Origin of the sequence: Paludibacterium yongneupense DSM 18731, from assembly GCF_000422925.1 — a bacterium.
Lineage (GTDB): Bacteria > Pseudomonadota > Gammaproteobacteria > Burkholderiales > Chromobacteriaceae > Paludibacterium > Paludibacterium yongneupense.
Genome location: NZ_KE383960.1, coordinates 1 through 26,425, shown reverse-complemented (window position 1 = coordinate 26,425; position 26,425 = coordinate 1). Strand labels below are relative to the sequence as shown.

Genomic DNA, 26,425 nt, shown 5'->3' with positions numbered 1-26,425 from the left:
GGCGATGGAAAGGAAGACGGGCGGCAGGCCGACGGGCGCCCGCAAGGGCGCCGCCAGCCGACATCGGCGATCAGGCCAGTTGAGCGAGCAGGGCATCGCGGACAGCATCCACGGCCTGCGTCCCGTCAACGCGAATATACGCCGGAGCGCGCGCGTCGCCCGCCTTGGCCAGCGCGGAGTAAAAGCCGACCAGCACTTCGGTCTGTTCGTGATACACGGCCAGACGTTTTTTGACGGTCTCTTCGCGGTCATCGTCGCGCTGCACCAGTTCTTCACCGGTCACGTCGTCGCGACCGGCAACGGCCGGAGGATTGAAGCGAACGTGATAGGTGCGGCCGGAGGCCACATGCACGCGGCGGCCCGACATGCGGTCGATAATCTGCGCATCGGGCACATCGATCTCGACCACATAGTCGATATCGACACCAGCCTGCTTCATGGCTTCGGCCTGGGGGATGGTGCGCGGAAAACCGTCGAACAGGAAACCGTTGGCGCAATCGGACTCGGCGATCCGTTCCTTGACCAGGCCGATGATGATGTCGTCGCGGACCAGTCCGCCTTCGTCCATGATCTTCTTGGCTTCAAGGCCCAGCGGCGTTCCGGCCTTGACCGCAGCGCGCAGCATGTCGCCGGTCGAGATCTGGGGAATACCGAATTTGTCCTTGATGAAATTGGCCTGGGTGCCCTTGCCGGCGCCCGGCGCGCCCAACAGAATCAGTTTCATTCATTTGCTCCAAAAGTTCACACGCCGTAATGGCAGTTCTCGCATCAGGCGAACAGCGCCCGGACACGAGCCAGGTCATCGGCGGTATCGACCCCGGCATGAGGAGCCTGATCGACAACCGCCACCTTGATTGCATACCCGTGCCACAGCACACGCAGTTGTTCGAGCGCCTCGAAGCGCTCCAGCGCGGCCGGCGCAAGGGCGGTATATGTTTTGAGAAAACCCGCCTGGTAGGCGTACATGCCGATATGCCGCAGCGCGGGAAGCCCGGATGGCAGGGCGGTCGCTTGCAGGGCAAAGTCGTCGCGCGCATAGGGGATGGGGGCGCGGCTGAAATAGAGCGCGCGACCGGCATGATCGAGCACGACCTTGACCACGTTAGGATTGAACATCTCGTCTATGCTGGCCAGCGGGTGCGCGAGCGTAGCCATCGGCGCGTCGCCGGCGGCGAGCAGCCCGGCGAGCCGATCGATCAGCTCCGGTTCGATCAAGGGCTCGTCGCCCTGCACGTTGACCACGATGTCGCTCACGGCCAGGGCCAGAATATCGACGACTTCGGCCAGGCGGTCAGTACCGCAGGCGTGATCGGCCCGGGTGGCCACCGCCTCGACCCCATGTTCGCGGCACGCGGCCAGAACAGCGTCGTGATCCGTGGCGACAATCACACCCCCGGCGGCGCTTTTCTGCGCCTGCTGCGCCACACGCACCACCATGGGCACGCCGGCGATATCTGCCAGCGGCTTGCCCGGCAGACGGCTCGAAGCCATTCGCGCGGGAATCACGACGGTAAACGCGCTCATGCCACTTCTTCGTCCGGCGGTAGCGGACGGGCTTCCTGCTCAAGCATCATGGGGATGCCATCGCGGATCGGAAAGGCGAGCCGGTCGGGTTTGCAGATCAACTCCTGGTTATCGCGCGCGTAAACCAGCGGCCCCTTGCACAACGGGCAGACCAGGATTTCCAAAAATTTAGCGTCCATATCGTATCTTCAGTCGAGCCAGAATCCACCCGGCCAGATCGGGCGACAGCGCCGCACGGACCGGAAGAACCCATAGTCTAGCATGATTGCCCCCTTGCAACTTGACCGCATCCTTGCTCGTCACCAGCACGGCATCTGCGTCTTCCGGGATATCGGAGGCAACGAATGCATGGTGATCGGGAAAGGACAGCCGCCGCTCGGCCTGTATGCCAAAGGCCGCGAGGGTCGCAAAAAAACGCTCCGGATGACCGATCCCGGCCAGCGCCACAACCCGTTCGCCCTTGAAATCGCGCGCGTGCCGGGTCAGATCGGGCCGCCCCAGCGCATAGGGCAAGCCCGGGACCAGGCGCATGCGGAAACGGGGAACGGACGGCGGCAAAGGCAAATCGAGGTCGGCGCTCCCGTTGAGCACCACCGCGTCGACAGTCTCAAGACGCCGCACCCCCTCGCGCAGGGGGCCGTTGGGCAGCAATCGGCCGTTGCCGAAACCCCGGCCGCTATCGACGACCGCGATTTCGACATCCCTCCGCAAGCGATAATGCTGCAGGCCATCGTCGCTCAATATCAGATCGAGCTCAGGGTGGGCGGACAGCAGCAGGCGCCCGGCCGCGACACGGTCGCGACCGACGGCCACCGGCACGCCGCAAGCCGCCAGCATCAACGGTTCATCGCCGACTTCGGCGGGCAGGCTCGTCGACGTCACCAGCCGAGGCACGCCGCCGGCGCCGCCATAGCCGCGGCTGACAATGCCGACACGGACACCGCGCAGCAAGAAGCCTTCGATCAGTTCTTGCGTCAGCGGCGTCTTGCCGACGCCGCCGACATTGATATTGCCGATGACCACCAACGGACGCGGCAAGCCCTCGCTGCGCAACACGCCCCAGCGATAGGCCGCGCGGCGCAGCGTGGCGACCATGGCGAACAGGGCTTCGAGCGGCCACAGCAGCAGCGTGAGCACGAAGCGCGGACGGTACCAGTGCCGCTCTACCCAGTTCATGGTTCGTTGCGCGTTGCGAAGGTCAATTGCGTGAGTCCCGCTTCGCGCGCGGCCTCCATCACGCGGATGACCGACTGATGCGTCGAGCGCGCATCCGCGTCGACGACGACGATCGCATCCGATCGCCCCGCTGCCGCACGGACGAGCCCATCCAGCAGCCCGGCGCGGTCGCCGGCCCCCAGTTTCCGGCTGTCGACCTGCATGTTGCCGTCGGCGGCGACGGCAACATGTATCAGATGCGCCTGCGCCTGCGCGGGATCGCCCTTGCCGGTTGGAAGATTGATCTTCATCTCGGAAAACGAGGAATAGGTCGTGGTGACCATCAGAAAGATAAGGATCACCAGCAATAGATCGATCAGGGGAATCAGGTTGATCTCGGGTTCTTCACGCTGCCTGCCGCGGCGGAAATTCATGCTCGCTCACTCCTCGCCGTTATGGCGGCCACCGTGCAGGACTTCGACCAGTCTGACCGCCTGCGACTCCATGTCAACCAGCAGCGAGTCGACACGCGACCGAAAATGCCGGTAGAAAATCATACTGGGAATGGCTACGATCAAACCAAACGCCGTATTGTAAAGAGCTACCGATATGCCGTGCGCAAGCACATGGGGATTTGTCCCCACGGGCGACTGGGAACCGAACAGCTCGATCATGCCGACCACTGTCCCGAGCAGCCCCAATAGCGGGGCCATGGCGGCGATGGTTCCCAGCGTGGTGATAAAACGCTCCAACTGGTGGGCGACCACCCGCCCCTCGTCTTCAATCGCATCTTTCATGACTTCGCGACTGCCGCCCGCGTTGCGCAGTCCTGCCGCGAACAGACGACCAAGCGGAGAATGGTGTTCCAGCTTTTGCAGCAGCAAAGCGGACACGCCTTCGGTACGGTACTCGCGCACCGTTTGCTCCAGAAGGCCGCCAGGAGCGACCAGGGCTTGGCGCAGGCTGAAAAAACGCTCGAGAATAATGGCTAGCGACACGACTGAGGCAACGACGATAGTCCAGATGGGCCATCCAGCCGCTTCGATTATTGACCACACGGGCAGACTCCTGAGCATTCCAAACGCCCAACTTTAGCCTCTAAGGAACGGCCCGGCAATATTACGACTGAAAACGACGCCGCCGGCACCGGAAGCGGCAGAAAGCAATCGCGCAAGAGAAACCCATACCATTTTAAACAGAATGCAAACAAGCTTGGGCACGACCTGCCCCCGTTTCCGGGCGCACGGCAGCGCCCGGAAACGGGGAACTCTCGCTGGGCGGTGCAAATGTTGTAGCAATACTACAGATATGACTACAATAGGGGCGCTCTTAAAGCCCCGCCAGGGATCTGTACTTTATCCCTGGATAGTCTATTATACGTCGCATCAGTCCAGAACATCGCCCGAACAGGGCAGGACGGCGGCAAGGCTTGATGTTGTAGCGATACTACATGACAATTGAATGGAATGTTCCCCATGCAAGTTTGGAATCAATTGATCTTCATCAAAGGACCACACTTACAAATACGAATATTCTCATGGCTCTGAAACCGTGAAAGCATAAACTCGCTGTCGCAGTGGCTCCATTCGTCGATAAATTCAGTTTTTTGCATGTCCAGCAGGTATCCGCGCAGAAACGCTTGCGCAGCGCAGGACAGGGCTAGAGGTTTTTCATGAATACGTCAGTTCAATGTCAGGAACTCATTCTTAACGCCCCTTTGTCGGGGATGCTGCTGCCGTTGACCGACGTTCCGGATCCGGTATTCGCAGAAAAGATGATTGGCGACGGCGTGGCGATCTCCCCGGCCAGTGACACCCTGCGTGCACCGTGCAATGGCATCGTGACCCATCTGCATCCTGCGCATCATGCACTGACGCTGACCAGCGATGAGGGCATCGAGATTCTGATGCACATCGGGCTGGATACGGTTGAACTGAAAGGGCAAGGCTTCACGCCTCTGGTCGCTCAGGGCGACCGCGTCGCCCGCGGCGATGCCTTGATAGAATTCGATGAGGCCTTCCTGGCCGCGCATGCCCGCAGCCTGGTCACGCCGATCGTCATTCTGAGCGGCGACAAAGTTGCCTTCATGGAAAATGCCACCGGCCACGTCGTCGCTGGCCGCGACCGGGTATTGACCCTGACGCTGGGCGACGCCGAATCGGTTGCCGCTGCGGCAGCGGCCAATGCGCGCGCCGAGTCCGACGACATCACCGTAGTCGGCAAAGCCGGTCTGCATGCACGACCGTCCGCCGTCATCGCCCATGCCGCCAAACAGTTCCAGGCCAGCATCTACCTCGTGACGGCCAACGGTAAAGCCAACGCCAAAAGCGTCGTGGCCCTGCTCGGCCTGAACGTCCAGTTTGGCGACATCGTCCGCCTGCATGCCGAAGGCGTGGATGCGGAAGCCGCGATTCTGCAGCTGTCGGCGCTGGCCGCCGGCGATGCCCATGAAGAAGCCCCGGTCGCCGCGGCGACCGAGCCCGTCGCCGTCAGCGGCGACGGCGGCGATGACCCCGACCTGCTGCGCGGCGTCGCCGCTTCGGCCGGGATCGCGATCGGCCAGGTCTACCGCCTCGGTCCGCAAAACATCGCGCTGACCGAAGAAGGTCGCGGAGAAACGATAGAACGCAGCGAGCTGGACACTGCCATCGGCGAAGCCAACGCCCAGCTCGAGCAATTGAAATACCAGATCCGCAGCCAGGCCGATGGCGGCCGCGCGGAAATTTTCTCGGCCCATCAGGAACTGCTCGAAGACCCGGACCTGATGGAGCTGGCCATCGACACGATAAAGGAAGGCAAGAGCGCAGCCTTCGCCTGGAAACAGGCGTACACCGCGCACGCCGACCTGCTGTCCAAATTGCCGAACGCCCTGCTGGCGGCTCGCGCCAACGATTTGCGCGACGTCGGCATGCGCGTGCTCGAATTGCTGACCGGCGGCCGCATGACTGCGCCGCAATTGCCTAGCAATGCCATCGTGATCGCGGAAGAACTGACGCCGTCGCTGACAGTGAGCCTGGATCGCAGCAAGCTGGTGGGCATGTGCACCACCGGAGGCAGCCCGACCAGCCACGTCGCCATCCTGGCCCGCTCGCTCGACATCCCGGCCGTCGTCGGCATCAACGCCCAGGCGCTGAAAGTGCCTGACGGCACCTCGGTCGTCCTCGACGGCAGCCGGGGCACTTTGCGCGTCAGCCCGTCCGAAGCCGAACTGGCCAGTTTCCGCGCGATGCAGCAGAAGCAGATCGAACAACGCAACAGCGACCGTTTGGTCGCCACGCAGCCTGCCACCACGTCGGACGGACATCACGTCGAAGTCGTCGCCAATATCGGCGGCCTGCAGGATGCGGAAAAAGGGCTGGAACTCGGCGCCGAAGGCGTGGGCCTGCTCCGTTCGGAATTCCTGTTCCTGCAGCGTGCCGATGCTCCGGGCGAAGCCGAGCAGGCCAATGCCTACGTAAGCATCGCACGCGCACTCGGCCATCACCGCACTCTGGTCATACGCACGCTTGATGTCGGCGGCGACAAGCCTTTGCAGTACCTGCCGATGCCGCATGAAGAAAACCCCTTCCTGGGCGTCCGCGGCGTCAGGCTATGCCTGGCCCAACCTGATATCATGCGTAGCCAGCTGCGGGCGATCCTGCGCGCGGCACCCTATGCAAAACTCGCAATTATGTTCCCGATGATTGCCACACTCGACGAAATGCGTCAGTGCAAGGCGATGGTCGAGGAAGAAAGACACGCGCTCAATGTACCTCCGGTACAGGTGGGCATCATGGTCGAGGTGCCGTCGGCAGCCATCATGGCTTCCCATTTTGCGGCCGAGGTGGATTTTTTCTCCATCGGCACCAACGACCTGACACAGTACATTCTTGCGATGGATCGCAACCATCCGGGTCTCGGCTCCCAAGCCGACGCGCTCAACCCGGCTGTGTTGCAAATGATCGCAAGTACTGTGCGTGCGGCCCACGAGCATGGCAAGTGGGTAGGTGTATGTGGTGGACTGGCGTCCGACCCCCTCGCCGTACCGGCTCTGGTCGGCATGGGGGTGGACGAACTGTCGGTCAGCGTCCCTTCGATCCCCGAGATCAAGGCGCTGATCCGCAAATTCACCAAAGTGGAATGTGAAGAGTTAGCTGCCGATGTGCTGCGGCTCTCCACAACCACGGAAGTACGAGCACGTTTGACACACGCAATCAAGGATTAACGAAACGAAGGGGTGCGAACATGTCGCTAAATGCTTTTGGTTTACTACAAAAAATCGGCAAATCTCTGATGACGCCGGTAGCAGTCCTGCCGGTAGCCGGTATCTTGCTGGGGGTGGGTGCCGCTCACTTCAGCTGGATTCCGGAAATCGTCAGTCACCTGATGGAACAGGGCGGTGGTGCCGTATTCGGCAACCTGCCCCTGCTCTTCGCCGTCGGTGTGGCTCTTGGCTTGACCGATAACGACGGCGTGGCTTCGGTCGCCGCCATCGTAGGCTATGTCGTACTGCTGGGCGCCATGGGCGTCATGGCTCCGATCCTGGGCAACACCCCGGCTACCGTGATGGGCATGCAAACGATGGACACTGGCGTGTTCGGCGGCATCCTGTCCGGTATGGTCGCTGCCTTCATGTTCAACCGCTACTATCGCATCGAGCTGCCGTCCTACCTCGGCTTCTTTGCGGGCAAGCGCTTCGTGCCGATCGTGACCGCGATTGCCTCGATCGTTCTGGGCGTGATCCTGGCTTTCATCTGGACCCCGATCCAAGCCGGCATCAACAGCTTCTCGCACTGGGCAGCTGTTAGCAATCCGGCCGTTGCCGTTACTCTGTACGGCTTCGTAGAACGTCTGCTGCTGCCGTTCGGTCTGCATCACATCTGGAACGCTCCGTTCTTCTTCGTGATGGGCGACTTCACCGACGCAGCCGGCAAGGTTATCCACGGCGACATCAACCGCTTCTTTGCGGGTGACCCGACCGCCGGGATCCTGGCTGGTGGCTTCCTGCCGAAAATGTGGGGTCTGCCTGCCGCCGCCATTGCCATCGCGCATTCGGCCAAGCCGGAAAACCGCACTCGCATCATGGCCCTGATGGCTTCGGCTGCCTTGACCTCTTTCCTGACCGGTATTACCGAGCCTATCGAATTTGCCTTCCTGTTCGTAGCTCCGATCCTGTACGGCGTTCACGCTGTACTGGTTGGTCTGGCGTTCTACCTGATGAACACCCTCGGCGCTCACATGGGCTTCACCTTCTCCCAAGGCTTCATTGACTTCTCGGTCTTCTACGTGAAGGACGTCAAGCCCTGGCTGGTGTTCATCCTCGGCCCGATCTATGCGATCGTGTACTACGGCCTGTTCCGCGTGCTGATTTCCGCCCTGAACCTGAAAACTCCGGGTCGTGAAGACGACGAAGAAGAAGGCCTGGCTGTTGCGACCGCCGCTCCGGCTGCCGCAGCTGCCGCTGCCCCGACGTCCGCCGAAAAGGCTGCCGCCAAGGCTGCTGCAAACAACTCCATGTCCGAAAGCCTGGTTGCCGCTTTTGGTGGCCGCGAAAACCTGACCGCGCTCGACGCTTGCATCACCCGTCTGCGCATCACGGTTGGCGATGTAGCCAAGGTTGACCAGCATCGCCTGAAGGCCCTGGGTGCTGCAGGTGTGGTCGTGGTTGGCAATAACGTCCAAGCCATTTTCGGACCGCGTTCCGAAAACCTGAAGACGGATATGCAGAAGTATCTGGGTCGCTGAGTCCGGCAACCTTGATCAACTGATGCACGGGTCGGCAAGCCTTCGGGCTTGCCGACCTTGTTTCGGCAGGCCGGGTCGTGCGCGGCACGCACGGCTGCCGGGCCGGAACAGACGCTGCCAGGCTTTTTCGGCAAATCGTCGCACAAAAATCTCTGACAATTAGCAAAGTAAAATTTTCGAATTCGATATAGGATACGTATCGAAACCGAAAAATGGCTTCCCCCGATGATCGTGAGCGAATCGGCGCACGACTCGAAGCGGCTGATCGGCCGAGGTTCCCGACCTGGACAAGACATCAGGTTGCGCGTAGCCCGCCGGATCCCGGACAAAGCACTGTCCAAGCCGTATCACACTGTTAATTTGCGACACCCCAAGCCAGCATGGCTGGCAACACGAATAGGCAGATGCCGCCACGATGACACGGGCGACATCCGGACGGATCACCGATTCCGCGAAGACTCGGACTTGCTTACCTCAGGCGCGACTGGCTGGTAAAACCCCCGCGCAAGAGCGATAACGAAGTTGGCCGACCGAGCCGCGGTTGAAGAAAGAATTTCCCCCATCTTGGAGAATTGCAGTAATGGATAGTCAGCAACTTAACGAACTGGTCGCCCGCGTCAAAGCGGCCCAGAAGGTGTACGCCGGTTTCAGCCAGGAAAAAGTGGACGCAATCTTCCGCGCCGCCGCCCTTGCCGCAGCCGACGCACGTATTCCGCTGGCACAATTGGCTGCCGAAGAAACCCGCATGGGTATCGTCGAAGACAAAGTGACCAAGAACCACTTCGCATCCGAGTACATCTACAACAAGTACAAAGATGAGAAGACCTGCGGCATCATCGAAGAGGATGTCACCTTCGGCACCCTGACCGTTGCCGAGCCGATCGGGATTCTGTGCGGCATCGTACCGACCACCAACCCGACCTCGACCGCGATCTTCAAGGCGCTGATCGCACTGAAGACCCGCAACGCGATCATCTTCAGCCCGCACCCGCGCGCAAAGAACGCCACCTGCCAGGCGGCACGCGTCGTACTGAACGCGGCCGTTGCCGCCGGTGCGCCGAAAGACATCGTCGGCTGGATCGACGAGCCGACGGTCGAACTGTCGAACGCGCTGATGCGTCACCCCGACATCAATCTGATTCTGGCTACCGGCGGTCCGGGCATGGTCAAGGCCGCCTACTCCTCCGGTAAACCGGCTATCGGCGTTGGCGCCGGCAACACCCCGGTCGTTATCGACGAAACCGCCGACATCAAGCGCGCAGTCGCCTCCATCCTGATGTCGAAGACCTTCGACAACGGCGTGGTCTGCGCCTCGGAACAATCCGTCATCATCGTCGATTCGATCTTCGATGAAGTGAAGGAACGTTTCCACTCGCACGGTGGTTATGTGCTCGATGCCAAGCAAGCCGAAGCCGTACGCAAGGTGCTGCTGATCAATGGCAACCTGAACGCCGACATCGTCGGCCAATCCGCAGTACGCATCGCCGAAATGGCAGGGATTACGGTTCCGCCGACCACGCGCGTTCTGATCGGCGAAGTCAAGGATGCCGACGAGTCCGAAGCGTTCGCACACGAAAAACTGTCCCCGACGCTCGCCATGTACCGCGCGGCGAACTTCGAGGCGGCCGTGGTGACTGCCGAAAAACTGGTTGCGCTGGGCGGCATCGGCCATACCTCGGTGCTCTACACCGATCAGGACCAGCAAAAAGAACGTATCGCCGTCTTCGGCGACAAGATGAAGACCGCGCGTATCCTGATCAATATGCCGGCTTCGCAAGGCGCCATCGGCGACCTGTACAACTTCAAGCTGGCACCGTCGCTGACGCTGGGCTGCGGTTCCTGGGGCGGCAACTCGATCTCCGAGAACGTAGGTCCGAAGCATCTGATCAACAAGAAAACGGTAGCAAAGCGGGCTGAAAACATGCTGTGGCATAAACTTCCGAAGTCGATCTATTTCCGTCGCGGCTGCCTGCCGATCGCCCTGGAAGAACTCGAAGGCAAGAAGCGCGCTCTGGTCGTTACCGACGGTTTCCTGTTCAAGAACGGTTACGTCGATGAAGTCGTATCGACGCTGAAAAAACTGAACATTGAAGTCGAAGTGTTCTACGAAGTCGAAGCCGATCCGACGCTGGCGATCGTTCGCCGCGGCGTGGAAGTCGCCAACCGCTTCAAACCGGACGTCATCGTTGCCCTTGGCGGCGGTTCGCCGATGGATGCAGCCAAGATCATCTGGGTCATGTACGAACACCCGGAAGTCGCGTTCGAAGACTTGGCGCTGCGTTTCATGGACATCCGCAAGCGTATCTACAAGTTCCCGAAGATGGGTATCAAGGCCGAACTGATCGCGATCCCGACCACCTCGGGCACCGGCTCGGAAGTGACTCCGTTCGCCGTCGTGACCGACGAGGTGACCGGCGCCAAGTATCCGATCGCCGACTACGAGCTGACGCCGAACATGGCCATCATCGATGCCAACCTGGTGATGAACATGCCGAAGTCGCTGACCGCCTTTGGCGGCGTCGACGCCGTGACCCACGCGCTGGAAGCCTACGTTTCGGTACTCGCCAACGAGTACAGCGACGGCCAGGCACTGAAGGCTCTGGAGCTGCTCAAGGACTACCTGCCGTCGTCGTACAAGAACGGCGCCAAGGACCCGGTCGCACGCGAGAAGGTGCACAACGGCGCCACCATCGCCGGTATCGCCTTTGCCAACGCCTTCCTCGGCATCTGCCACTCGATGGCGCACAAGCTGGGCGCGGAATTCCACATTCCGCACGGTCTGGCCAATGCGCTGCTGATCAGCAACGTGATGCGCTTCAACGGCACTGACACCCCGACCAAGCAGGCCGCGTTCAGTCAGTACTCGCGTCCGCAAGCGCTGTGCCGTTACGCCGAAGTCGCCGATTACCTGAAACTCGGCGGCAAGTCGGATAACGACAAGCTGGAAAACCTGATCGCCTGGGTCGACGCGGTGAAGAAGGAGCTGGACATCCCGGCATCGATCCGCGATGCCGGCGTATCCGAAGCCGACTTCCTGGCCAAGGTCGATGCACTGGCCGTGGAAGCGTTCGATGACCAGTGCACCGGCGCCAACCCGCGCTACCCGCTGATCTCGGAACTGAAGCAGCTGCTGCTCGACAGCTACTACGGCCGTCCGTACATCGAGGCCCACCTGCGCAAGGACGAAGCCAAGGCTGTCGCCAAGGCCGAAACCAAGGGTAAAAAGCACTAAGCCTCGACCGCCACGCGGTTACGCTGCAACAACCGGAGGGACACGTCCCTCCGGTTTTTTTGCGCCTGCCATGCCATCCTCCCCCACTCCGGCCGCAACCCGTGCGCGGCACGCTGTTACAATGGCGGTGCGGCTGCCCCCCATCGACATGGGCTGTGGATAACACTGTTGATAAGATTTAAAAAACCATTGACAACGAACGGCATTTTGAGCGTCTGATCACAAGACCCCGCTTTAGGTATTTATTTTAACTTGCTGATATGTAAGGCTTATATTCGTTTTAAGTCCTAACATAAACGGAAATTGTCCAACAATTTACATTCGGCGCCGTGCCCGTCCGGCGCTGTGGATGACTTGACAGCCATGCTTTTTAATGCCTCGCCCGATGACGTAATCAGCGTCTCCACCCTGAACAGAATGACGCGCGAACTGCTGGAAAACGGCCTCCCGCCGCGCTGGATCGGAGGCGAGATTTCAAATCTGACGCTTGCCGCTTCAGGCCACGCCTACTTCTCGCTCAAGGATGGCAGCGCCCAGATACGTTGCGTCATGTTCCGGCAACGGGTCTCTCACCTGGCCTTCCGCCCGCAGGATGGAATGCAGGTCGAACTCAAGGGCCTCGTCACGTTGTACGAGGCGCGTGGCGAGTATCAGATCAATGTGGAATCGATGCGCTCCGCCGGGCTGGGCCGCTTGTACGAGGCGTTCGAACGGCTGAAGGCAAAGCTGGCGTCCGAAGGACTCTTCGAGGAAGCCCGCAAGCGGGAGCTCCCCGGCCATCCCGCACGGGTAGGCATCGTCACCTCGCCCGCCGCCGCCGCATTGCGCGATGTGGCAACGACCTTGCGCAGGCGCATGCCCGGTATCGAAGTCATTCTCTACCCCACCCCGGTTCAAGGCGAAGGCGCCGCGCAACGAATCGCGGCAGCCATCGATCTGGCCGCGCGCCGCCGCGAGACCGACGTCCTGATCGTCTGCCGCGGCGGCGGCAGCATCGAAGACCTGTGGTCCTTCAACGAAGAAATCGTCGCCCGGGCCATCGTGGCCTGCCCCATCCCGGTCGTCAGCGGCGTCGGGCATGAAACCGACTTCACCATCTGCGACTTCGTCGCAGACCGCCGCGCACCGACGCCCACGGCGGCTGCCGAGATGGTGTCCCCCAAGCGCGAACACCTGCAAGGTCAGCTCGATCAGGCCAGGCGCGGGCTGGAGCGAGCCCTGTCGCGCTTGCTGACCGACAAGGCGCAGCGGCTGGATTTTCTATCGCGCCGGCTCAAACATCCGGGAGAGAGGCTGACCTTCCAGGCGCAACGCCTCGGCCAGGCCGCCATGCAACTCGAAGCGCGTATCGGCGCCGTGTTTTCGCAGCGCCGCTGGGCCTTGCAGCTGGCCGCCAGCCGCCTGCGCGGACAGCGCCCGCACGCAGGGACCGGCCAGCGCCGCATCGAAGAGGCCGAAGCCAGGCTGCAGCAGGCGATGGCGCGGCTGATAGAACGGCGCCAGCATGAGCTTCACCGCCTCGGCGCCTCGCTGGAAGCCATGAACCCGAACGCCGTTCTCGCGCGCGGCTACGCCATCGTGCGCAAGGCGAACGGACAGGCGGCCAAATCGCCGCAAGAACTGAGACAGGGGGAAAGAGTCCAATTGCATCTTGCGGAAGGACAGACCGACGCCATCGTCGACCACCGCCCTGGCAAGCAGGACGAGTTGCCCTTCTGAGAGGAAGCGCGGCCTTAACCGGCGCGCACCAGCGCGGCTACTCGCCGAAACCGCAGAACACTTCGCGCATCATCTTGAGAACGGCCAGCGTGCGTATATCGCCGACCCGGTAGAAAACCCGGTTGGCATCCTTGCGGGTGCGCAGCACCCCTTTATCGCGCATGATGGCCAGATGCTGGGATATATTGCTTTGCGAAGTGCCGACCTGCTCAACGATATCCTGCACGCTGACCTCCTGATCCGCCAAGACGGAGATGATCTTGAGGCGAAGCGGGTGCGACATGGCTTTCATGGCCCTAGATGTCTGCTCGATCTGATCGTCGGTGAAAAGCAAGGCGGGCTCCCAAGGTAGTCATTGTATTGCTCGGAATACGGTACAATACTAATACATAAGATTACGAACCATCAAGAATTTCTAATATTCTGATTGCACATAATATGCCCAATAATACTCCAGTCCTGCTCCTGATTCTTGACGGTGTCGGTTGCCGTTCCGAAGACGACAACAACGCGGTGCGTAACGCCCGCACCCCCAACTGGGACCGGCTCGCGCGCGATTACGCCCTCGGCCAGATCAGCGCGTCCGAGCGCCAGGTCGGTCTGCCGACCGGCCAGTTCGGCAATTCCGAGGTCGGCCACCTGAACATCGGTGCCGGCCGCATCGTGCAGCAGGACATCAGCCGCATCGATATCGATATCGAAGAAGACCGCTTCGACAGCAACCCGACCTTCGCCACGGCCTTCGCCAAGGCCAAGGGCCACACGCTGCACGTCATGGGCCTGCTGTCCGACGGCGGGGTGCACAGTCATGAAGCGCACATTCTCGCCCTGGTCCGCGCCGCCCACCGCAGCGGCGTGTCCCAGATACGGGTGCACGCGTTTCTCGATGGTCGCGACACGCCGCCGCGCAGCGCCGAGCGCTACCTGAAGAACCTTGACGCCGTCCTCGCCGCTTGCCCTGGCGCCCGCCTGGCCACGGTCACCGGTCGCTACTACGCGATGGATCGGGACAAACGCTGGGAACGGGTCGAAACCGCCTACCGCGCGGTGGTCGACGGTACGGCCGACCACCATGCCGCGACCGGGCTCGACGCGCTGGCCGCCGGCTACGCACGCGATGAAAACGACGAATTCGTCAAAGCCACCATCATCGGCGAATCGGCCCCCATGGCCGACGGCGACGTTGTGCTGTTCATGAACTTCCGCGCCGATCGCGCCCGCCAGTTCGTCAGCGCGCTGGCCGACCCGGCTTTTGACGGCTTCAAGGCCCGCCAGCCCAAGCTCGGCTACTTCGCCACGCTGACCAACTATGGCGAAGCCTTCCCGCAGCCGGTCGCCTACGAACCGCAAAAAATCAGCAATGGCTTTGGCGAATACCTGGCCTCGCTCAAGCTCACGCAACTGCGCATCGCCGAAACCGAGAAGTACCCGCACGTCACCTATTTCTTCAACGGTGGCGAGGAACAGGTCTACCCGGGTGAAGACCGCATCCTGGTCCCCTCGCCCAAGGTCGCGACCTACGATCTGCAACCCGAGATGAATGCGCCGGTCGTGACCGCGCACATCCTCGAGTCGATCGCCGCGCGCAAGTACAACGCGATCATCTGCAACTACGCCAACGGCGACATGGTCGGCCATACCGGCATGCTCGACGCCGCCATCAAGGCGGTCGAAACGCTGGACGAATGCGTCGGCAAGTGCGTTGCGGCCATGCTGGCCGCCGGTGGCGAAGTCCTGATCACCGCCGACCACGGCAACTGCGAGCAGATGTACGATGCAGAGAACGGGCAGCCGCACACGCAGCACACGACCAACCTCGTGCCCTTCCTCTACATCGGCCGCAAGGCCACGATCCGCGAAGGCGGAGCGCTGAAGGATATCGCGCCGTCCTTGCTCGCCATGATGGGGCTGGGGCAACCCGCTGAAATGACTGGTGAATCGCTGATCCAATTCAAGTGAAACTCCTACTTTTGTTAGCTCTGGTGGCTGGTGCGGCTTCGGCCGCGCCAGCGCCTTCGCTCAGCGTGGCCCCGCAGCAGAAAAACCTGCAGTCGGTGCGGCAGGAAATCGACACCCTGCAAAAGGACATTGCCGCCAAGGAGGCCGTGCGCAAGCAGGCCCAGACGGCGATCGCCAAATCGCAGCAGGCCATCTCGAAAACGGACCAGATGATCGCCGCCCTCGGACAAAAGCAGACGGCGTCGACCCGTCAGTTGTCCGAGTTGCGCGCCGAACTCGAGGCGATGCGGCAGAAAATTGCCAGCGCACGCCAGCAAGTGGCGCGCATGCTGGCCAGCCAGTACAAGAATGGCAATCACGATGCCATGCGGCTGATGCTCAATGCGACCGACCCGAACCAGACGTCGCGCGATCTGGTCTACTACCAGCGTATCGTCGCCGCGCAGCAGCAGCTGATCACCGAGCTGAACACGCGCCAGCAACAGCTCGCCCAGCTGTCCGATGCCCTGCAGCAGCAGATCGAACGCCTGGACACCCTGTCGAGCCGCAAGTCGAAGGAAAAGTCCCAGCTCCAGCAGGACAAATCGAGCACAGAACAGAAACTCGGGCAGATCGCTTCCCAGATTCAGGACCGCCAGCAGAAGCTGAGTCAGCTGAAACAGGATGAAAAGCATCTGACCGATGTGATCGCCCAGATCAACCGCGAGATCGCGCGACAGCAGGAAATAGCGGCCCGCAAAGCGGCCCAGGCACGGCTGGCCGCCAGCAAGGCCGCGAAAGCCGCACGGGCGGCGGCCATAGCCGAGAATGCCAGACGCAGAAAAATTGCCGCGGAGGCGAAGAAACAGGGCAAGCCGGTGCCGGCGGAAGCGCAGCAGCCGGTGGCAGAGCCCGCCGCCGCCCCCGAGACCGTCGATACCGTCGCCGACACCAGCGCCGCCGGACGCGCGTTCCGCAGCCTGCAGGGGCATATGCGCCTGCCGGTTGCAGGCGAGATCGCCGGCAAGTTCGGCGCCATGCGTAGCGAAGGAACGACCTGGAAAGGCTTGTTCATCCGCACGGCCCGCGGTCAGGGCGTGCATGTCGTGGCCGATGGCCATATTGTCTATGCCGATGCGCTGCGCGGTTTCGGCAACGCTGTCATAGTTGATCATGGCGGGAACTATCTGACGGTATATACCGGTCTGAGCACCATGAGCCATGGAATCGGCGACAAGGTCCGCGCCGGAGAAACACTCGGCAACACCGGAGCGCTAGACAGCGGCGACGCTGGCCTGTACTTTGAAATCCGTTATCTGGGTAAACCCATCAATCCACAAACCTGGACACATTAAGCGCCGGAACACGGAGATTTAGAAAGAATGAGCAGTCAACGCTTCAAGAAGCTGGCCCTGATTGTCGCCGGAGCCCTGGCCGGCGGCGTACTGACCGTCAGTATCCAGGCCCTGGCCGATAAGGACGCAAACGCGCCCCTGCCGCTGAACGAACTGCGAACCTTCGCCGAAGTGTTCGGCCGTATCAAGCAGGATTATGTCGAACCCGTCGAAGACAAGAAGTTGATCAACGATGCGATCAAGGGCATGTTGACCGGCCTCGATCCGCATTCGGACTACCTGAATCCCGACGAATTCAAAGAACTGCGCGAAGGTACGCAAGGCGAATTCGGCGGCCTCGGCATAGAGATCGGCGCCGAAGACGGGCTGGTGAAAGTGGTGGCCCCGATCGAAGACACGCCCGCCCAGAAAGGCGGCGTCAAGAGCGGCGACTTGATCGTCAAGATCGACGACACCCCGGTGCGCGGCTTGAGCCTCAACGATGCGGTAAAACGCATGCGCGGCAAACCCGGCACCCACGTCACGCTGACCATCGCACGCAAGAACGAGGGCAAGCCGATCATCATCACGCTGACCCGTGCCATCATCAAGACGCAAAGCGTGAAGTCCAGGCTGCTGGAGCCCGGCTACGGCTACGTGCGCATCACCCAGTTCCAGGAACACACTTCGCAGAATCTGGCCGAGTCGCTGGCCGCGCTCTACAAGCAGAACAAGGCTCCGCTCAAGGGGGTGGTGCTCGATCTGCGCGATAACCCGGGCGGACTGCTGACCGGCGCGGTCGGGGTCTCTGCGGCCTTCCTGCCGAAGGATGCGCTGGTGGTCTATACCGAAGGCCGCACCGCGGATTCCAAGATGCGCCTGACCGCCACCCGCGCCAACTACACCATGGACGGCGTCACCGATCCCCTGTCGGCACTGCCCGCGGCCGCGCATACCGTCCCGCTGGTCGTTCTGGTCAACGGCGGTTCGGCTTCGGCGTCGGAAATCGTGGCCGGCGCACTGCAGGACAGCAAGCGCGCGGTCCTGCTCGGCACGCAGACCTTTGGCAAGGGCTCGGTGCAATCCATCCTGCGCCTGTCCAACGATGGCGGCATCAAGCTGACCACCGCGCGTTACTTCACGCCCAAGGGGCGGTCGATCCAGGCCAAGGGCATCACCCCCGACGTCGTGGTGGAGGACGGCACGCTGACCACCGCCGCCGAGCAGGCGCTGCGCATCCGCGAGTCGGATCTGGAAAACCACCTGGCCAACCCGAACGGCGACACCGCCGCCCCGGCTCCGGTCAAGAAGGCGGCTCCGGCCCCCAAGACCGGCGCGCCGCAGCGTGATGCAGAAGGCAATGTCATCGCCGACCCGAAGACGGACTATCAGTTGTCGCAAGCCCTCAGCACGCTCAAGGTGCAGCAGATCCTGCTGAAGTCGGCCGATTGATTGAACCTTCCGCCGCGAACCGGGTGCCTGCACCCGGTTCGCATGCGCGCATGTGGAGTAGCCAGAACATGCTGACCCCCGAATTCGTCAATTCCTTTCGCGAAGCCGCTCCCTATGTCAATGCGTTTCGCGGCAAGACCTTTGTCATCGCCGTCAGCGGCGAAACCGTACGCGACGGCCACTTCGCCAGCCTGGCACAGGACATCAACCTGCTGGCCAGTTTCGGCCTGCGCCTGGTCGTGGTGCATGGCATCCGGCCACAGATCGAAGGTCTGCTCAAGCAACATGGTCTGACGCGCCGTTTTCACCGCGAGCGCCGGGTCACCGACCCGCCGACGATGAATATCGTCAAGCAGGCCGTCGGGCTCGCGCGCTACGAAATCGAAGCCTTGCTGTCCATGGGCACGCCCAATGCCGTAATACACGGCAACCAGTTGCGCATCGCGGGCGGCAATATGCTGACCGCACAACCGCTGGGCGTCCTTGACGGCACCGATATGCAATTCACCGGCCTCGTCCGCCGCATAGACGTCCAGGCGATCACCGCCCGGCTGGAAGCCGGCGACCTGGTACTGCTGTCGCCCATCGGTTACTCGCCGACCGGCGAAGCCTTCAACATGACGATGGAGGAAGTCGCGACCCATACCGCCATCGCTCTGAAAGCCGAGAAGCTGATTTTCCTGGTCGATGGCCGCGGCGTGATATCGCTCGAGGACAAGCTGATCAGCACCCTGACCGCGCAACAGGCGGAGGAGCTGCTGGCCAGCGTCCCGCTGAAACAGGACGTCGCCGCCTACCTGCCGTATGCGATCCGCGCGACGCGCGAGGGCGTGCCGCGCGCGCATCTGGTCAGCAGCAAGGAAGACGGCGCACTGCTGATGGAACTGTTCACCAACTTCGGCAACGGCACCATGGTGGCGCGCGATCCGCTGGTCAAGCTGCGCACGGCCAGCATCGACGATATCGCCGCCATCCTCGGGCTGATCCGGCCACTGGAAGAACAGGGCATCCTGATCAAGCGCAGCCGCGAACTGCTGGAGATGGAAGTCGGCAACTACTCGGTGCTCGAGCACGACAAGCGCATCTACGGCTGCGTTGCCATGCATGCCTACCCGGATTCGGACAGCGCCGAACTCGCCTGTCTGGCCGTATCGCCCGAGCGACGCGATGCCGGCTTCGGCGAGATGCTGCTCAAGCACGTCGAGTACCAGGCACGAACGCGACGCCTGAAATCCTTGTTCGTGCTGACCACGCGCACTGCGCACTGGTTCGTCGAGCGCGGCTTCGTGGAAGCATCGCCGGAAGCGTTGCCCGAGGGCAGACGCCGTCAGGTCAACCCGGAACGCGGCAGCAAGGTTTTCATCAAAACGCTATGAATTGCGATGGAGTTGGAGCCATGACATCTCTGTGACACAATATCAAGATAGTCTCCGCATATGAATGAACAAGGATAGGCAATGGCAAGAAACGTCAACTGCGTCAAACTCGGCCGCGAAGCCGAAGGTCTCGATTTCCCGCCGCTGCCTGGCGAACTCGGCAAGCGCGTGTTCGAGAATGTATCGAAAGAAGCATGGCAAGGCTGGCTGCGCTACCAGACCATGCTGATCAACGAAAACCGCCTGAGCCTGGCCGATGCCCGTGCGCGCCAGTACCTGACGCAACAACTGGAAGCCTACTTCTGGGGCCAGGGCGCCGACTCGCCGTCCGGTTTCACGCCCCCGGCCGCGCACTGACCCCGATCAAGCCCTCTGTGTGAGGGCTTTTTACTAAACAGAACCCGTTACGGACCACCCACAGCCTACGAGCCCGACCCGCCATGCCAAACACGCAAGAATTGATGCTCAATCGCGAGCTGGGACTGATCGAGTTTAACCGCCGCGTTCTGGCGCAAGCGCTGGATGAGCGCCTGCCCCTGCTGGAGCGGCTCAAATTCCTGTGCATCGTCTCATCCAATCTGGACGAATTCTTCGAAGTGCGGATCGCCTGGCTGAAAGAAGTCGTCGACCATACTCCGGACCGGATCCTGCCGGATGGAACGACCCCTCTGGAAGCGCTCGACCATGTGGCGAACGCCGCGCGCGAACTGGTGCTGGAACAGTATGGCATCATGCGCGAAAGCCTGTTCCCGGCCCTGCACAAAGCGAATATATTCTTTCTGCGTCGCAGCGAGTGGACCGAGCAGCAGCAGCAGTGGATTCATGATTTCTTTTTCCGCGAGTTGATGCCCATCCTGACTCCGATCGGCCTGGATCCTTCGCACCCCTTTCCCAAAGTCCTGAACAAGAGTCTCAACTTCGCCGTGGAACTGGATGGGCGCGATGCCTTCGGCCGCCAGTCCGGCATCGCCATCGTGCAGGCGCCCCGCATACTGCCGCGGGTCATCCGCGTGCCGGCGGCCATCTGCGACGGCCACCGCCATGTTTTCGTGTTCCTGTCCTCGATGCTGCACGCGCATGTGCACAATCTGTTCCCCGGCATGACGATCAAGGGCTGCTACCAGTTCCGCGTCACGCGCGACAGCGAACTCAATGTCGAAGACGAAGACCTGAAGAACCTGCGCACGGCCCTGCAAGGGGAGTTGCGCCAGCGCCAGTTCGGCGATGCGGTCCGGCTCGAAGTCGCCGACAACTGCCCCGCGCACATGGAAGAGTTCCTGCTGACCCAGTTCGGGCTGGAAAAACGCGATCTGTACCGCGTGGACGGGCCGGTCAATCTGGTGCGACTGATGCAGGTGCCCGATCTGGTCGACCGTCCGGACCTCAAGTTCGCCCCCTTCGTTCCCTCGCTGCCGGCCGAACTGGAAAACAAGTCCGGCCTGTTCGAAGCGATCCGTCAGGGCGACATCCTGCTGCACCACCCCTACCAGAGTTTCCAGCCGGTGATCGATCTGCTCGGCCTGGCCGGCTCCGACCCGCAGGTGGTGGCGATCAAGATGACCGTCTACCGCACCGGCACCGACTCGGTGCTGATGGATTCGCTGATCGCCGCCGCACGTGCGGGCAAGCAAGTGACCGTCGTGCTTGAGCTGATGGCACGCTTCGACGAAGAAGCCAATATCAGCTGGGCTTCGCGACTGGAAGACGCCGGTGCGCACGTGGTCTATGGCGTGTTCGGCTACAAGGTGCACGCCAAGATGCTGATGGTGGTGCGACGCGAGGATGGCCTCCTCAAGCGTTACGTCCACCTGGGCACCGGCAACTACCACCCGCGGACCGCGCGCCTGTACACCGACTTCGGCCTGCTGACTTGCAAGGAAGAAATCGCCAGCGACGTCAACGACATCTTTGTGCAACTGACCGGACTGGGTCGCGCCAGCGAGCTGAATCTGCTCTATCAAAGCCCGTTCTCGCTGCACACGATGATCATACGGTCGATAGAACGCGAGATCGAGCACGCGAGTGCAGGCCGTCCGGCGCAGATCATCGCGAAAATGAACGCGCTGCTCGAACCCCAGGTCATCAACGCGCTCTACCGCGCGAGCTCGGCGGGGGTCAAGGTGCAACTGATCGTGCGCGGCGTATGCGCGCTGCGGCCGGGGGTGCCCGGCATGTCGGAGAACATCACCGTGCGCTCCGTCGTCGGCCGTTTTCTCGAACACCCGCGCATTTTCTATTTCTACAACGACCGCCAGGAAAACCTGTACATCGCCAGCGCCGACTGGATGGGACGCAACTTCTTCCGCCGCATCGAAACCTGCGTCCCCATTCTCGATGCCAAGATCAAGCGCCGCCTGATCAAGGAAGGTCTGCGCGCCTACCTGGAAGACAACGTCAACAGTTGGGAAATGCAGCCGGACGGCAGCTACCGCCGCCGCGTTGCACGCGGCCGTGCGCATTGCGCGCAAGAGCAGTTGCTGGCCGAATACGCACGCTGACCTCCCAGCCCTCTCCCGCCGTCGCGCCTCCCTCCGGATGAGCGACGGCGGGAGATTTGCTACACTAGCTTCATCCAATCCCGCCTTACCTCGAGTAAAAACTATGTCGCAATTTGTGTTTTCGATGCTACGCGTCAGCAAAGTCGTCCCGCCCAAGCGCCAGATCATCAAGGATATTTCGCTGAGCTTCTTTCCCGGCGCCAAGATCGGCCTGCTAGGCCAGAATGGCTCCGGCAAGTCGACCGTGCTGCGCATCATGGCCGGCCTCGATCGGGATATCGAGGGCGAAGCCATCCCCATGCCCGGCATCAGCATCGGTTACCTGCCGCAGGAACCCGAACTGAACCCCGAGCACAGCGTGCGCCAGGCAGTGGAAGAAGGTCTGGGCGAAATAGCGCAGGCACAAAAGAAACTGGATGAAATCTACGCAGCCTATGCCGAGCCGGATGCCGACTTCGACGCGCTGGCCGCTGAACAGGCGAAGTACGAAGCGATCCTCTCCACGGGCGACGGCAATAGCGACCAGCAGCTGGAAATCGCGGCCGATGCCCTGCGCCTGCCGCCGTGGGATGCCATCGTAGGCAATCTGTCCGGCGGCGAGAAACGCCGCGTCGCGCTCTGCAAATTGCTGCTGTCCCGCCCCGACATGCTGCTGCTGGACGAACCGACCAACCACCTCGACGCCGAGTCGGTGGAATGGCTGGAACAGTTCCTGTTGCGTTTCCCCGGGACCGTGGTCGCCGTCACCCACGATCGCTATTTCCTCGACAACGCCGCGGAGTGGATTCTCGAGCTCGACCGTGGTCACGGCATCCCATGGAAAGGCAACTACTCCAGCTGGCTCGACCAGAAGGAGGCCCGCCTCAAGCAGGAAGAATCCAGCGAGTCGGCGCGGCAGAAAGCCATCCACAAAGAACTGGAATGGGTGCGCCAGAACCCGAAGGGGCGCCAGGCCAAGTCCAAGGCCCGTATCGCGCGTTTCGACGAGCTGTCCAGCCAGGAATACCAGAAGCGCAACGAGACGCAGGAAATCTTCATCCCCGCCGGCGAGCGCCTGGGCAACGAAGTGATCGAGTTCGACCATGTCTCCAAGGCCTTTGGCGACCGTCTACTGATCGACGACCTCAGCTTCAAGGTTCCGCCGGGTGCCATCGTCGGCATCATCGGCCCGAACGGGGCCGGCAAATCGACCTTGTTCAAGATGATCGCGGGACAGGAACAACCGGACCAGGGCACAGTCAAGATCGGCCAGACCGTCAATATCGCCTACGTCGACCAGCATCGCGGCGCGCTCGACTCCGGCAAGACCGTGTTCCAGGAAATTTCGGGCGGCCATGACATCCTGACCGTCGGCCGCTTCGAAACGCCGTCGCGCGCCTATATCGGACGCTTCAACTTCAAGGGCGCCGACCAGCAGAAGATCGTGGGCCAGCTCTCCGGCGGCGAACGCGGCCGCCTGCACCTGGCCAAGACCCTGATTTCGGGCGGCAACGTCCTTCTGCTGGACGAACCGTCAAACGACCTCGACGTGGAAACCTTGCGCGCACTGGAAGACGCCCTGCTCGAATTCGCGGGCTGCGTGCTGGTCATCAGCCATGACCGCTGGTTCCTCGATCGCATCGCCACGCATATTCTTGCATGCGAAGGCGAATCGAAGTGGGTGTTCTTCGACGGCAACTACCAGGAATACGAGGCCGACAAAAAGAAGCGTCTGGGCGAAGAAGGAGCCAAGCCCAAGCGCATCCGCTACAAACCCATCCACCGCTGATCCCTGCGCGCCCGGCGGCTTCCCGGCCGGGCGCACCCTCCGTTTTCTGTCAATATCTTTAAACTGCACTATAGTTCTATACTTTTTGCATTTTGAATAACATACTATTACCAATATAGATACTATCGAAACCGGTTGACTCCTTTACGCCTGCGAAGCGAATCCGCGGAAACGGGAATGCCGCCAGCCATAGCCGGATAATTCGTCAATGGTTATTCAGCAGACACTTGCAGTACCGATCATCGGTCTGGGCAGCGCTTTGGCCCTGCTCTGGAAACGCTGGAGACACAGCGGCAGCACCCGGCAGCGCGCCAAATGGCTGGAGGGGTTTCCCGATGCCGTACTGATGACCGACAAAAAGGGTTATCTCCACTACGCCAACCCGCAGGCCGAGGCGCTGTTCGGCTACGGCCGCGGCGAGTTGGCCGGTCAGGGCGTGTGGCAGTTGTTCCCCGACAATGCCAACACCAAGGGCCGGGTCTGGGCCCGCCTGTTCTTTCATCGCGATGTGAACCGGACCGTGGGCAACCTCGGACTGTGCAAGGGCAGGCACCGCGATGGCAGCATCCTTTCCCTGATCGTCAACGCTTGCGCCTTCCCCGACGACCAACTGGTCATGCTGCTGCCGCGCCGCGCGAACACCTGGGATTCGGCCCACCCTACCCTGCACCTGGCGGCGGAACTGCTGGAGCCGGAGACGACCGAAACCGGTGTCGGCACCTGGATACTGCATCGCAACAGCCGCCGCTTGTCGTGGAGCGACGAAGTCCACGCCATTTTTGCCACAGACCCGCGCAGCTTTCACCCCACGCATGAGAGGCTGCTGGCTCACATCCACTCCGAAGATCGCGAGATGCTGCTGTCGCAACTTGAGCTGGGCATGGGCAGCAGCCAGCCTTTCGATCTCGATTTCCGCATCCTGCGCAGCTGCGGCGAGCAAAGGCACGTCCTTGCACGCTGCCATACCCACTTCACACTCGCCGGCAAGGTCGACCATGTATGGGGCACCATACTCGACATCACCGGCCTCAAGCAGTTGCAGCAGAAGCTCAGACAGTCGCAGATCGTGGTCGAACACTGCTCGGAAGGCATCATCATCGCCGACAAGGACGGCAAATGGACCTTCGTCAACCCCGCGCTATGCCGCATGACCGGCTGCAGCGCAGCGACCCTGCTGGCGTCGCCGCCGGTATTTCATACTGCCAATCAGCAGCCACTGGACCTGGAGCAGCTCCAGCGCACGCTGGACGACGACCGCCACTGGCAGGGCGAACTGAATCTGCCACGCTGCGATGGCGGGATGTTGCCGGTGCTGGCATCGCTGGTGCAGGTCGACGATACCGGCCAACATGTCTGGGTGTTGTCGGATATTACCCTGCTGCTGCGCTATCAGGCGCAGTTGCACGATATGGCCTACCACGACCCGCTGACCGGGCTCGCCAACCGGACCTTCTTCGGCGAGCAGCTCAACCGCCTGCTGGGACGGGCCGGGGGCGAGCGCACGGGGCTTGCGGTCGCATTTATCGACCTGAATGGCTTCAAGCAAGTCAACGATATACTCGGCCATGCCGAAGGCGACCGTCTGCTCAAGAAAATCGGGCAATCGCTGAAAACGGCCTTGCGCGACAGTGACGTGGTTGCGCGCTGGGGAGGGGACGAATTCGCCGTGCTGTTGCCCGACTGCAGCGGGACCGACAATGCGCGCAAGCGCGTCTCGCGCCTGCGCGAGCATGTCCGCCAGGAATGGACCTACCCGGGCGGCTCGCTGCGCGTCACCGCCAGCATCGGCGTCGCGATCAGTCCGCAGCACGGGGATGATGCGCAGACGCTGATGCAAAATGCCGACCAGGCCATGTACCGGGCCAAATTCTACGGCGAGGACGTCATCTGCTTCTTTACCGAGGACATCCCGATTTCGCCGCTGATGCAGTAGCGGCGCATCGGGAGTGCGGCTGGTCTGCTGGTCAGGCCAAGGCGTATACTATGGCCCGGGCGACCTGTTTCGGGCCGCCAACGATCCCCGGATGGAACCGACCCATGATTTTCGACCATATCGCCCATTTCGGCAGGGGCGCCTCGCCCATGCCCCTCGCCTTGCAACGCGCATTCGATTGGCTGCACAGCATCGATGCCGGTCAGCTCGCCGTAGGCCGCCACGCCATCGATGGCGACAACATCTACGCCATGGTGCAGGAGATGGACACCCGCCCCGACAGCGAAGGCCATCCAGAAGCCCACCGCCGCTATATCGACGTCCAGTACCTGGTCAGCGGCAGCGAAAAAATCGGCTTTCTCCCGCGCGGCACGCCCGCCCGCCTGCTGCAGGACAAACTGGAAGCGAACGACATCGCCTTCTATGACAGCGATGCCGCAGAAACCTCATTGCTGCTGACGCCGGGAATGGCGGCGGTATTCTTCCCGGGCGAACTACATCGCCCCTGTCTCGCCGTCGACACACCGCAGGCCCTGCGCAAGATCGTCATCAAGATCGACGTCAGGATGCTCAATGCGGTCTAGTGCGCCATGCCTGGGCCGCACGCGGCAATGCCATTGACATGACCGCGTCGGAAGGAAAAAAAGCCCAAAGCAAGCTTTGGGCTTTTTCGTATTCTGGCGTCCCCACGGGGAATCGAACCCCGGCCGCCGCCGTGAAAGGGCAGTGTTCTAACCGCTAAACTATAGGGACTTGCTGGTGCACCCGGAGC

General features: G+C 61.8%; 20 protein-coding genes and 1 tRNA gene. 13 read left to right on the top strand and 8 right to left on the bottom strand.

What is annotated here, in order from left to right; all coding sequences use genetic code 11:
• Positions 1-70: 70 nt before the first annotated feature.
• Genes adk through G520_RS0118820 form a run of 6 tightly spaced genes read right to left on the bottom strand, consistent with a single transcriptional unit; the run spans position 71 to position 3,737 of the window.
• Positions 71-724, bottom strand: a complete 654-nt coding sequence (adk, locus tag G520_RS0118845) for an adenylate kinase (RefSeq protein ID WP_028537012.1) — start codon at positions 722-724, stop codon at positions 71-73.
• 44 nt (positions 725-768) lie between these two features.
• Positions 769-1,524: a 3-deoxy-manno-octulosonate cytidylyltransferase gene (kdsB, locus tag G520_RS0118840; RefSeq protein ID WP_028537011.1), complete on the bottom strand. Its 756-nt coding sequence runs from the start codon at positions 1,522-1,524 to the stop codon at positions 769-771.
• Positions 1,521-1,703: a Trm112 family protein gene (locus G520_RS0118835; RefSeq protein WP_028537010.1), complete on the bottom strand. Its 183-nt coding sequence runs from the start codon at positions 1,701-1,703 to the stop codon at positions 1,521-1,523. Before G520_RS0118835 ends, kdsB begins: the two co-directional genes overlap by 4 nt.
• A complete protein-coding gene (gene lpxK, locus G520_RS0118830; protein WP_028537009.1) occupies positions 1,693-2,700 on the bottom strand; it encodes a tetraacyldisaccharide 4'-kinase in 1,008 nt (335 codons plus the stop codon). Before lpxK ends, G520_RS0118835 begins: the two co-directional genes overlap by 11 nt.
• On the bottom strand, positions 2,697-3,113 hold the full coding sequence (locus G520_RS0118825) for an ExbD/TolR family protein (RefSeq protein ID WP_028537008.1): 417 nt from the start codon (positions 3,111-3,113) through the stop codon (positions 2,697-2,699). Before G520_RS0118825 ends, lpxK begins: the two co-directional genes overlap by 4 nt.
• A 6-nt stretch (positions 3,114-3,119) precedes the next feature.
• A complete protein-coding gene (locus G520_RS0118820) occupies positions 3,120-3,737 on the bottom strand; it encodes a MotA/TolQ/ExbB proton channel family protein (protein ID WP_028537007.1) in 618 nt (205 codons plus the stop codon).
• A gap of 614 nt (positions 3,738-4,351) precedes the next feature.
• Between G520_RS0118820 and ptsP the strand changes: the two genes are divergently transcribed.
• From ptsP to xseA, 4 genes are all read left to right on the top strand, one after another.
• Positions 4,352-6,883: a phosphoenolpyruvate--protein phosphotransferase gene (gene ptsP / locus G520_RS0118815; RefSeq protein ID WP_028537006.1), complete on the top strand. Its 2,532-nt coding sequence runs from the start codon at positions 4,352-4,354 to the stop codon at positions 6,881-6,883.
• A 20-nt stretch (positions 6,884-6,903) separates the two neighbouring features.
• The gene (gene ptsG / locus G520_RS0118810) at positions 6,904-8,403 is read left to right on the top strand and encodes a glucose-specific PTS transporter subunit IIBC (protein WP_028537005.1); all 1,500 of its coding nucleotides are present in this window, start codon (positions 6,904-6,906) and stop codon (positions 8,401-8,403) included.
• Positions 8,404-8,983: 580 nt separating this feature from the next.
• The gene (gene adhE / locus G520_RS0118805) at positions 8,984-11,635 is read left to right on the top strand and encodes a bifunctional acetaldehyde-CoA/alcohol dehydrogenase (RefSeq protein WP_246542683.1); all 2,652 of its coding nucleotides are present in this window, start codon (positions 8,984-8,986) and stop codon (positions 11,633-11,635) included.
• A 363-nt stretch (positions 11,636-11,998) separates the two neighbouring features.
• Positions 11,999-13,354, top strand: a complete 1,356-nt coding sequence (gene xseA, locus G520_RS0118800; protein WP_028537003.1) for an exodeoxyribonuclease VII large subunit — start codon at positions 11,999-12,001, stop codon at positions 13,352-13,354.
• A gap of 37 nt (positions 13,355-13,391) precedes the next feature.
• Here the strand turns inward: xseA and G520_RS0118795 are convergent, their stop codons facing one another.
• Positions 13,392-13,688: an ArsR/SmtB family transcription factor gene (locus G520_RS0118795; RefSeq protein ID WP_028537002.1), complete on the bottom strand. Its 297-nt coding sequence runs from the start codon at positions 13,686-13,688 to the stop codon at positions 13,392-13,394.
• Between the two features lie 104 nt (positions 13,689-13,792).
• Between G520_RS0118795 and gpmI the strand changes: the two genes are divergently transcribed.
• From gpmI to G520_RS0118750, 9 genes are all read left to right on the top strand, one after another.
• Positions 13,793-15,313: a 2,3-bisphosphoglycerate-independent phosphoglycerate mutase gene (gene gpmI, locus G520_RS0118790; RefSeq protein WP_028537001.1), complete on the top strand. Its 1,521-nt coding sequence runs from the start codon at positions 13,793-13,795 to the stop codon at positions 15,311-15,313.
• Positions 15,310-16,647: a murein hydrolase activator EnvC family protein gene (locus G520_RS0118785; RefSeq protein WP_028537000.1), complete on the top strand. Its 1,338-nt coding sequence runs from the start codon at positions 15,310-15,312 to the stop codon at positions 16,645-16,647. The genes gpmI and G520_RS0118785 overlap by 4 nt, the downstream gene beginning before the upstream one ends.
• 27 nt (positions 16,648-16,674) lie before the next feature.
• On the top strand, positions 16,675-18,078 hold the full coding sequence (locus G520_RS0118780; protein ID WP_028536999.1) for a S41 family peptidase: 1,404 nt from the start codon (positions 16,675-16,677) through the stop codon (positions 18,076-18,078).
• 68 nt (positions 18,079-18,146) lie between these two features.
• Positions 18,147-19,454 (top strand): amino-acid N-acetyltransferase, encoded by a 1,308-nt coding sequence (gene argA / locus G520_RS0118775; protein ID WP_028536998.1) that lies wholly within the window; start codon positions 18,147-18,149, stop codon positions 19,452-19,454.
• Positions 19,455-19,535: 81 nt separating this feature from the next.
• Positions 19,536-19,811 carry an oxidative damage protection protein gene (locus G520_RS0118770; protein WP_028536997.1) on the top strand — a complete coding sequence of 92 codons (276 nt, stop codon included), beginning with the start codon at positions 19,536-19,538 and terminating at the stop codon, positions 19,809-19,811.
• Positions 19,812-19,894: 83 nt separating this feature from the next.
• Positions 19,895-21,952, top strand: coding sequence for a polyphosphate kinase 1 (gene ppk1, locus G520_RS0118765; protein ID WP_028536996.1), 2,058 nt, complete (start codon positions 19,895-19,897; stop codon positions 21,950-21,952).
• A gap of 103 nt (positions 21,953-22,055) precedes the next feature.
• Positions 22,056-23,720 carry an energy-dependent translational throttle protein EttA gene (gene ettA, locus G520_RS0118760; protein ID WP_028536995.1) on the top strand — a complete coding sequence of 555 codons (1,665 nt, stop codon included), beginning with the start codon at positions 22,056-22,058 and terminating at the stop codon, positions 23,718-23,720.
• 208 nt (positions 23,721-23,928) lie between these two features.
• A complete protein-coding gene (locus tag G520_RS0118755) occupies positions 23,929-25,653 on the top strand; it encodes a diguanylate cyclase domain-containing protein (protein ID WP_028536994.1) in 1,725 nt (574 codons plus the stop codon).
• A 104-nt stretch (positions 25,654-25,757) separates the two neighbouring features.
• The gene (locus tag G520_RS0118750; RefSeq protein ID WP_028536993.1) at positions 25,758-26,237 is read left to right on the top strand and encodes a NanQ anomerase/TabA/YiaL family protein; all 480 of its coding nucleotides are present in this window, start codon (positions 25,758-25,760) and stop codon (positions 26,235-26,237) included.
• A 94-nt stretch (positions 26,238-26,331) separates the two neighbouring features.
• On the opposite strand, the gene G520_RS0118745 is transcribed toward G520_RS0118750, so the two are convergent.
• A tRNA-Glu gene (locus G520_RS0118745) sits at positions 26,332-26,406 on the bottom strand.
• Positions 26,407-26,425: the final 19 nt, after the last annotated feature.

What these genes read in the sequence shown, in the direction of transcription:
- adk (WP_028537012.1), bottom strand. Translation starts at nt 724, where the DNA reads ATGAAACTGATTCTGTTGGGCGCGCCGGGCGCCGGCAAGGGCACCCAG.
- kdsB (WP_028537011.1), bottom strand. Translation starts at nt 1,524, where the DNA reads ATGAGCGCGTTTACCGTCGTGATTCCCGCGCGAATGGCTTCGAGCCGT.
- G520_RS0118835 (WP_028537010.1), bottom strand. Translation starts at nt 1,703, where the DNA reads ATGGACGCTAAATTTTTGGAAATCCTGGTCTGCCCGTTGTGCAAGGGG.
- lpxK (WP_028537009.1), bottom strand. Translation starts at nt 2,700, where the DNA reads ATGAACTGGGTAGAGCGGCACTGGTACCGTCCGCGCTTCGTGCTCACG.
- G520_RS0118825 (WP_028537008.1), bottom strand. Translation starts at nt 3,113, where the DNA reads ATGAATTTCCGCCGCGGCAGGCAGCGTGAAGAACCCGAGATCAACCTG.
- ptsP (WP_028537006.1), top strand. Translation starts at nt 4,352, where the DNA reads ATGAATACGTCAGTTCAATGTCAGGAACTCATTCTTAACGCCCCTTTG.
- ptsG (WP_028537005.1), top strand. Translation starts at nt 6,904, where the DNA reads ATGTCGCTAAATGCTTTTGGTTTACTACAAAAAATCGGCAAATCTCTG.
- adhE (WP_246542683.1), top strand. Translation starts at nt 8,984, where the DNA reads ATGGATAGTCAGCAACTTAACGAACTGGTCGCCCGCGTCAAAGCGGCC.
- xseA (WP_028537003.1), top strand. Translation starts at nt 11,999, where the DNA reads ATGCTTTTTAATGCCTCGCCCGATGACGTAATCAGCGTCTCCACCCTG.
- gpmI (WP_028537001.1), top strand. Translation starts at nt 13,793, where the DNA reads ATGCCCAATAATACTCCAGTCCTGCTCCTGATTCTTGACGGTGTCGGT.
- G520_RS0118780 (WP_028536999.1), top strand. Translation starts at nt 16,675, where the DNA reads ATGAGCAGTCAACGCTTCAAGAAGCTGGCCCTGATTGTCGCCGGAGCC.
- argA (WP_028536998.1), top strand. Translation starts at nt 18,147, where the DNA reads ATGCTGACCCCCGAATTCGTCAATTCCTTTCGCGAAGCCGCTCCCTAT.
- G520_RS0118770 (WP_028536997.1), top strand. Translation starts at nt 19,536, where the DNA reads ATGGCAAGAAACGTCAACTGCGTCAAACTCGGCCGCGAAGCCGAAGGT.
- ppk1 (WP_028536996.1), top strand. Translation starts at nt 19,895, where the DNA reads ATGCCAAACACGCAAGAATTGATGCTCAATCGCGAGCTGGGACTGATC.
- ettA (WP_028536995.1), top strand. Translation starts at nt 22,056, where the DNA reads ATGTCGCAATTTGTGTTTTCGATGCTACGCGTCAGCAAAGTCGTCCCG.
- G520_RS0118755 (WP_028536994.1), top strand. Translation starts at nt 23,929, where the DNA reads ATGGTTATTCAGCAGACACTTGCAGTACCGATCATCGGTCTGGGCAGC.
- G520_RS0118750 (WP_028536993.1), top strand. Translation starts at nt 25,758, where the DNA reads ATGATTTTCGACCATATCGCCCATTTCGGCAGGGGCGCCTCGCCCATG.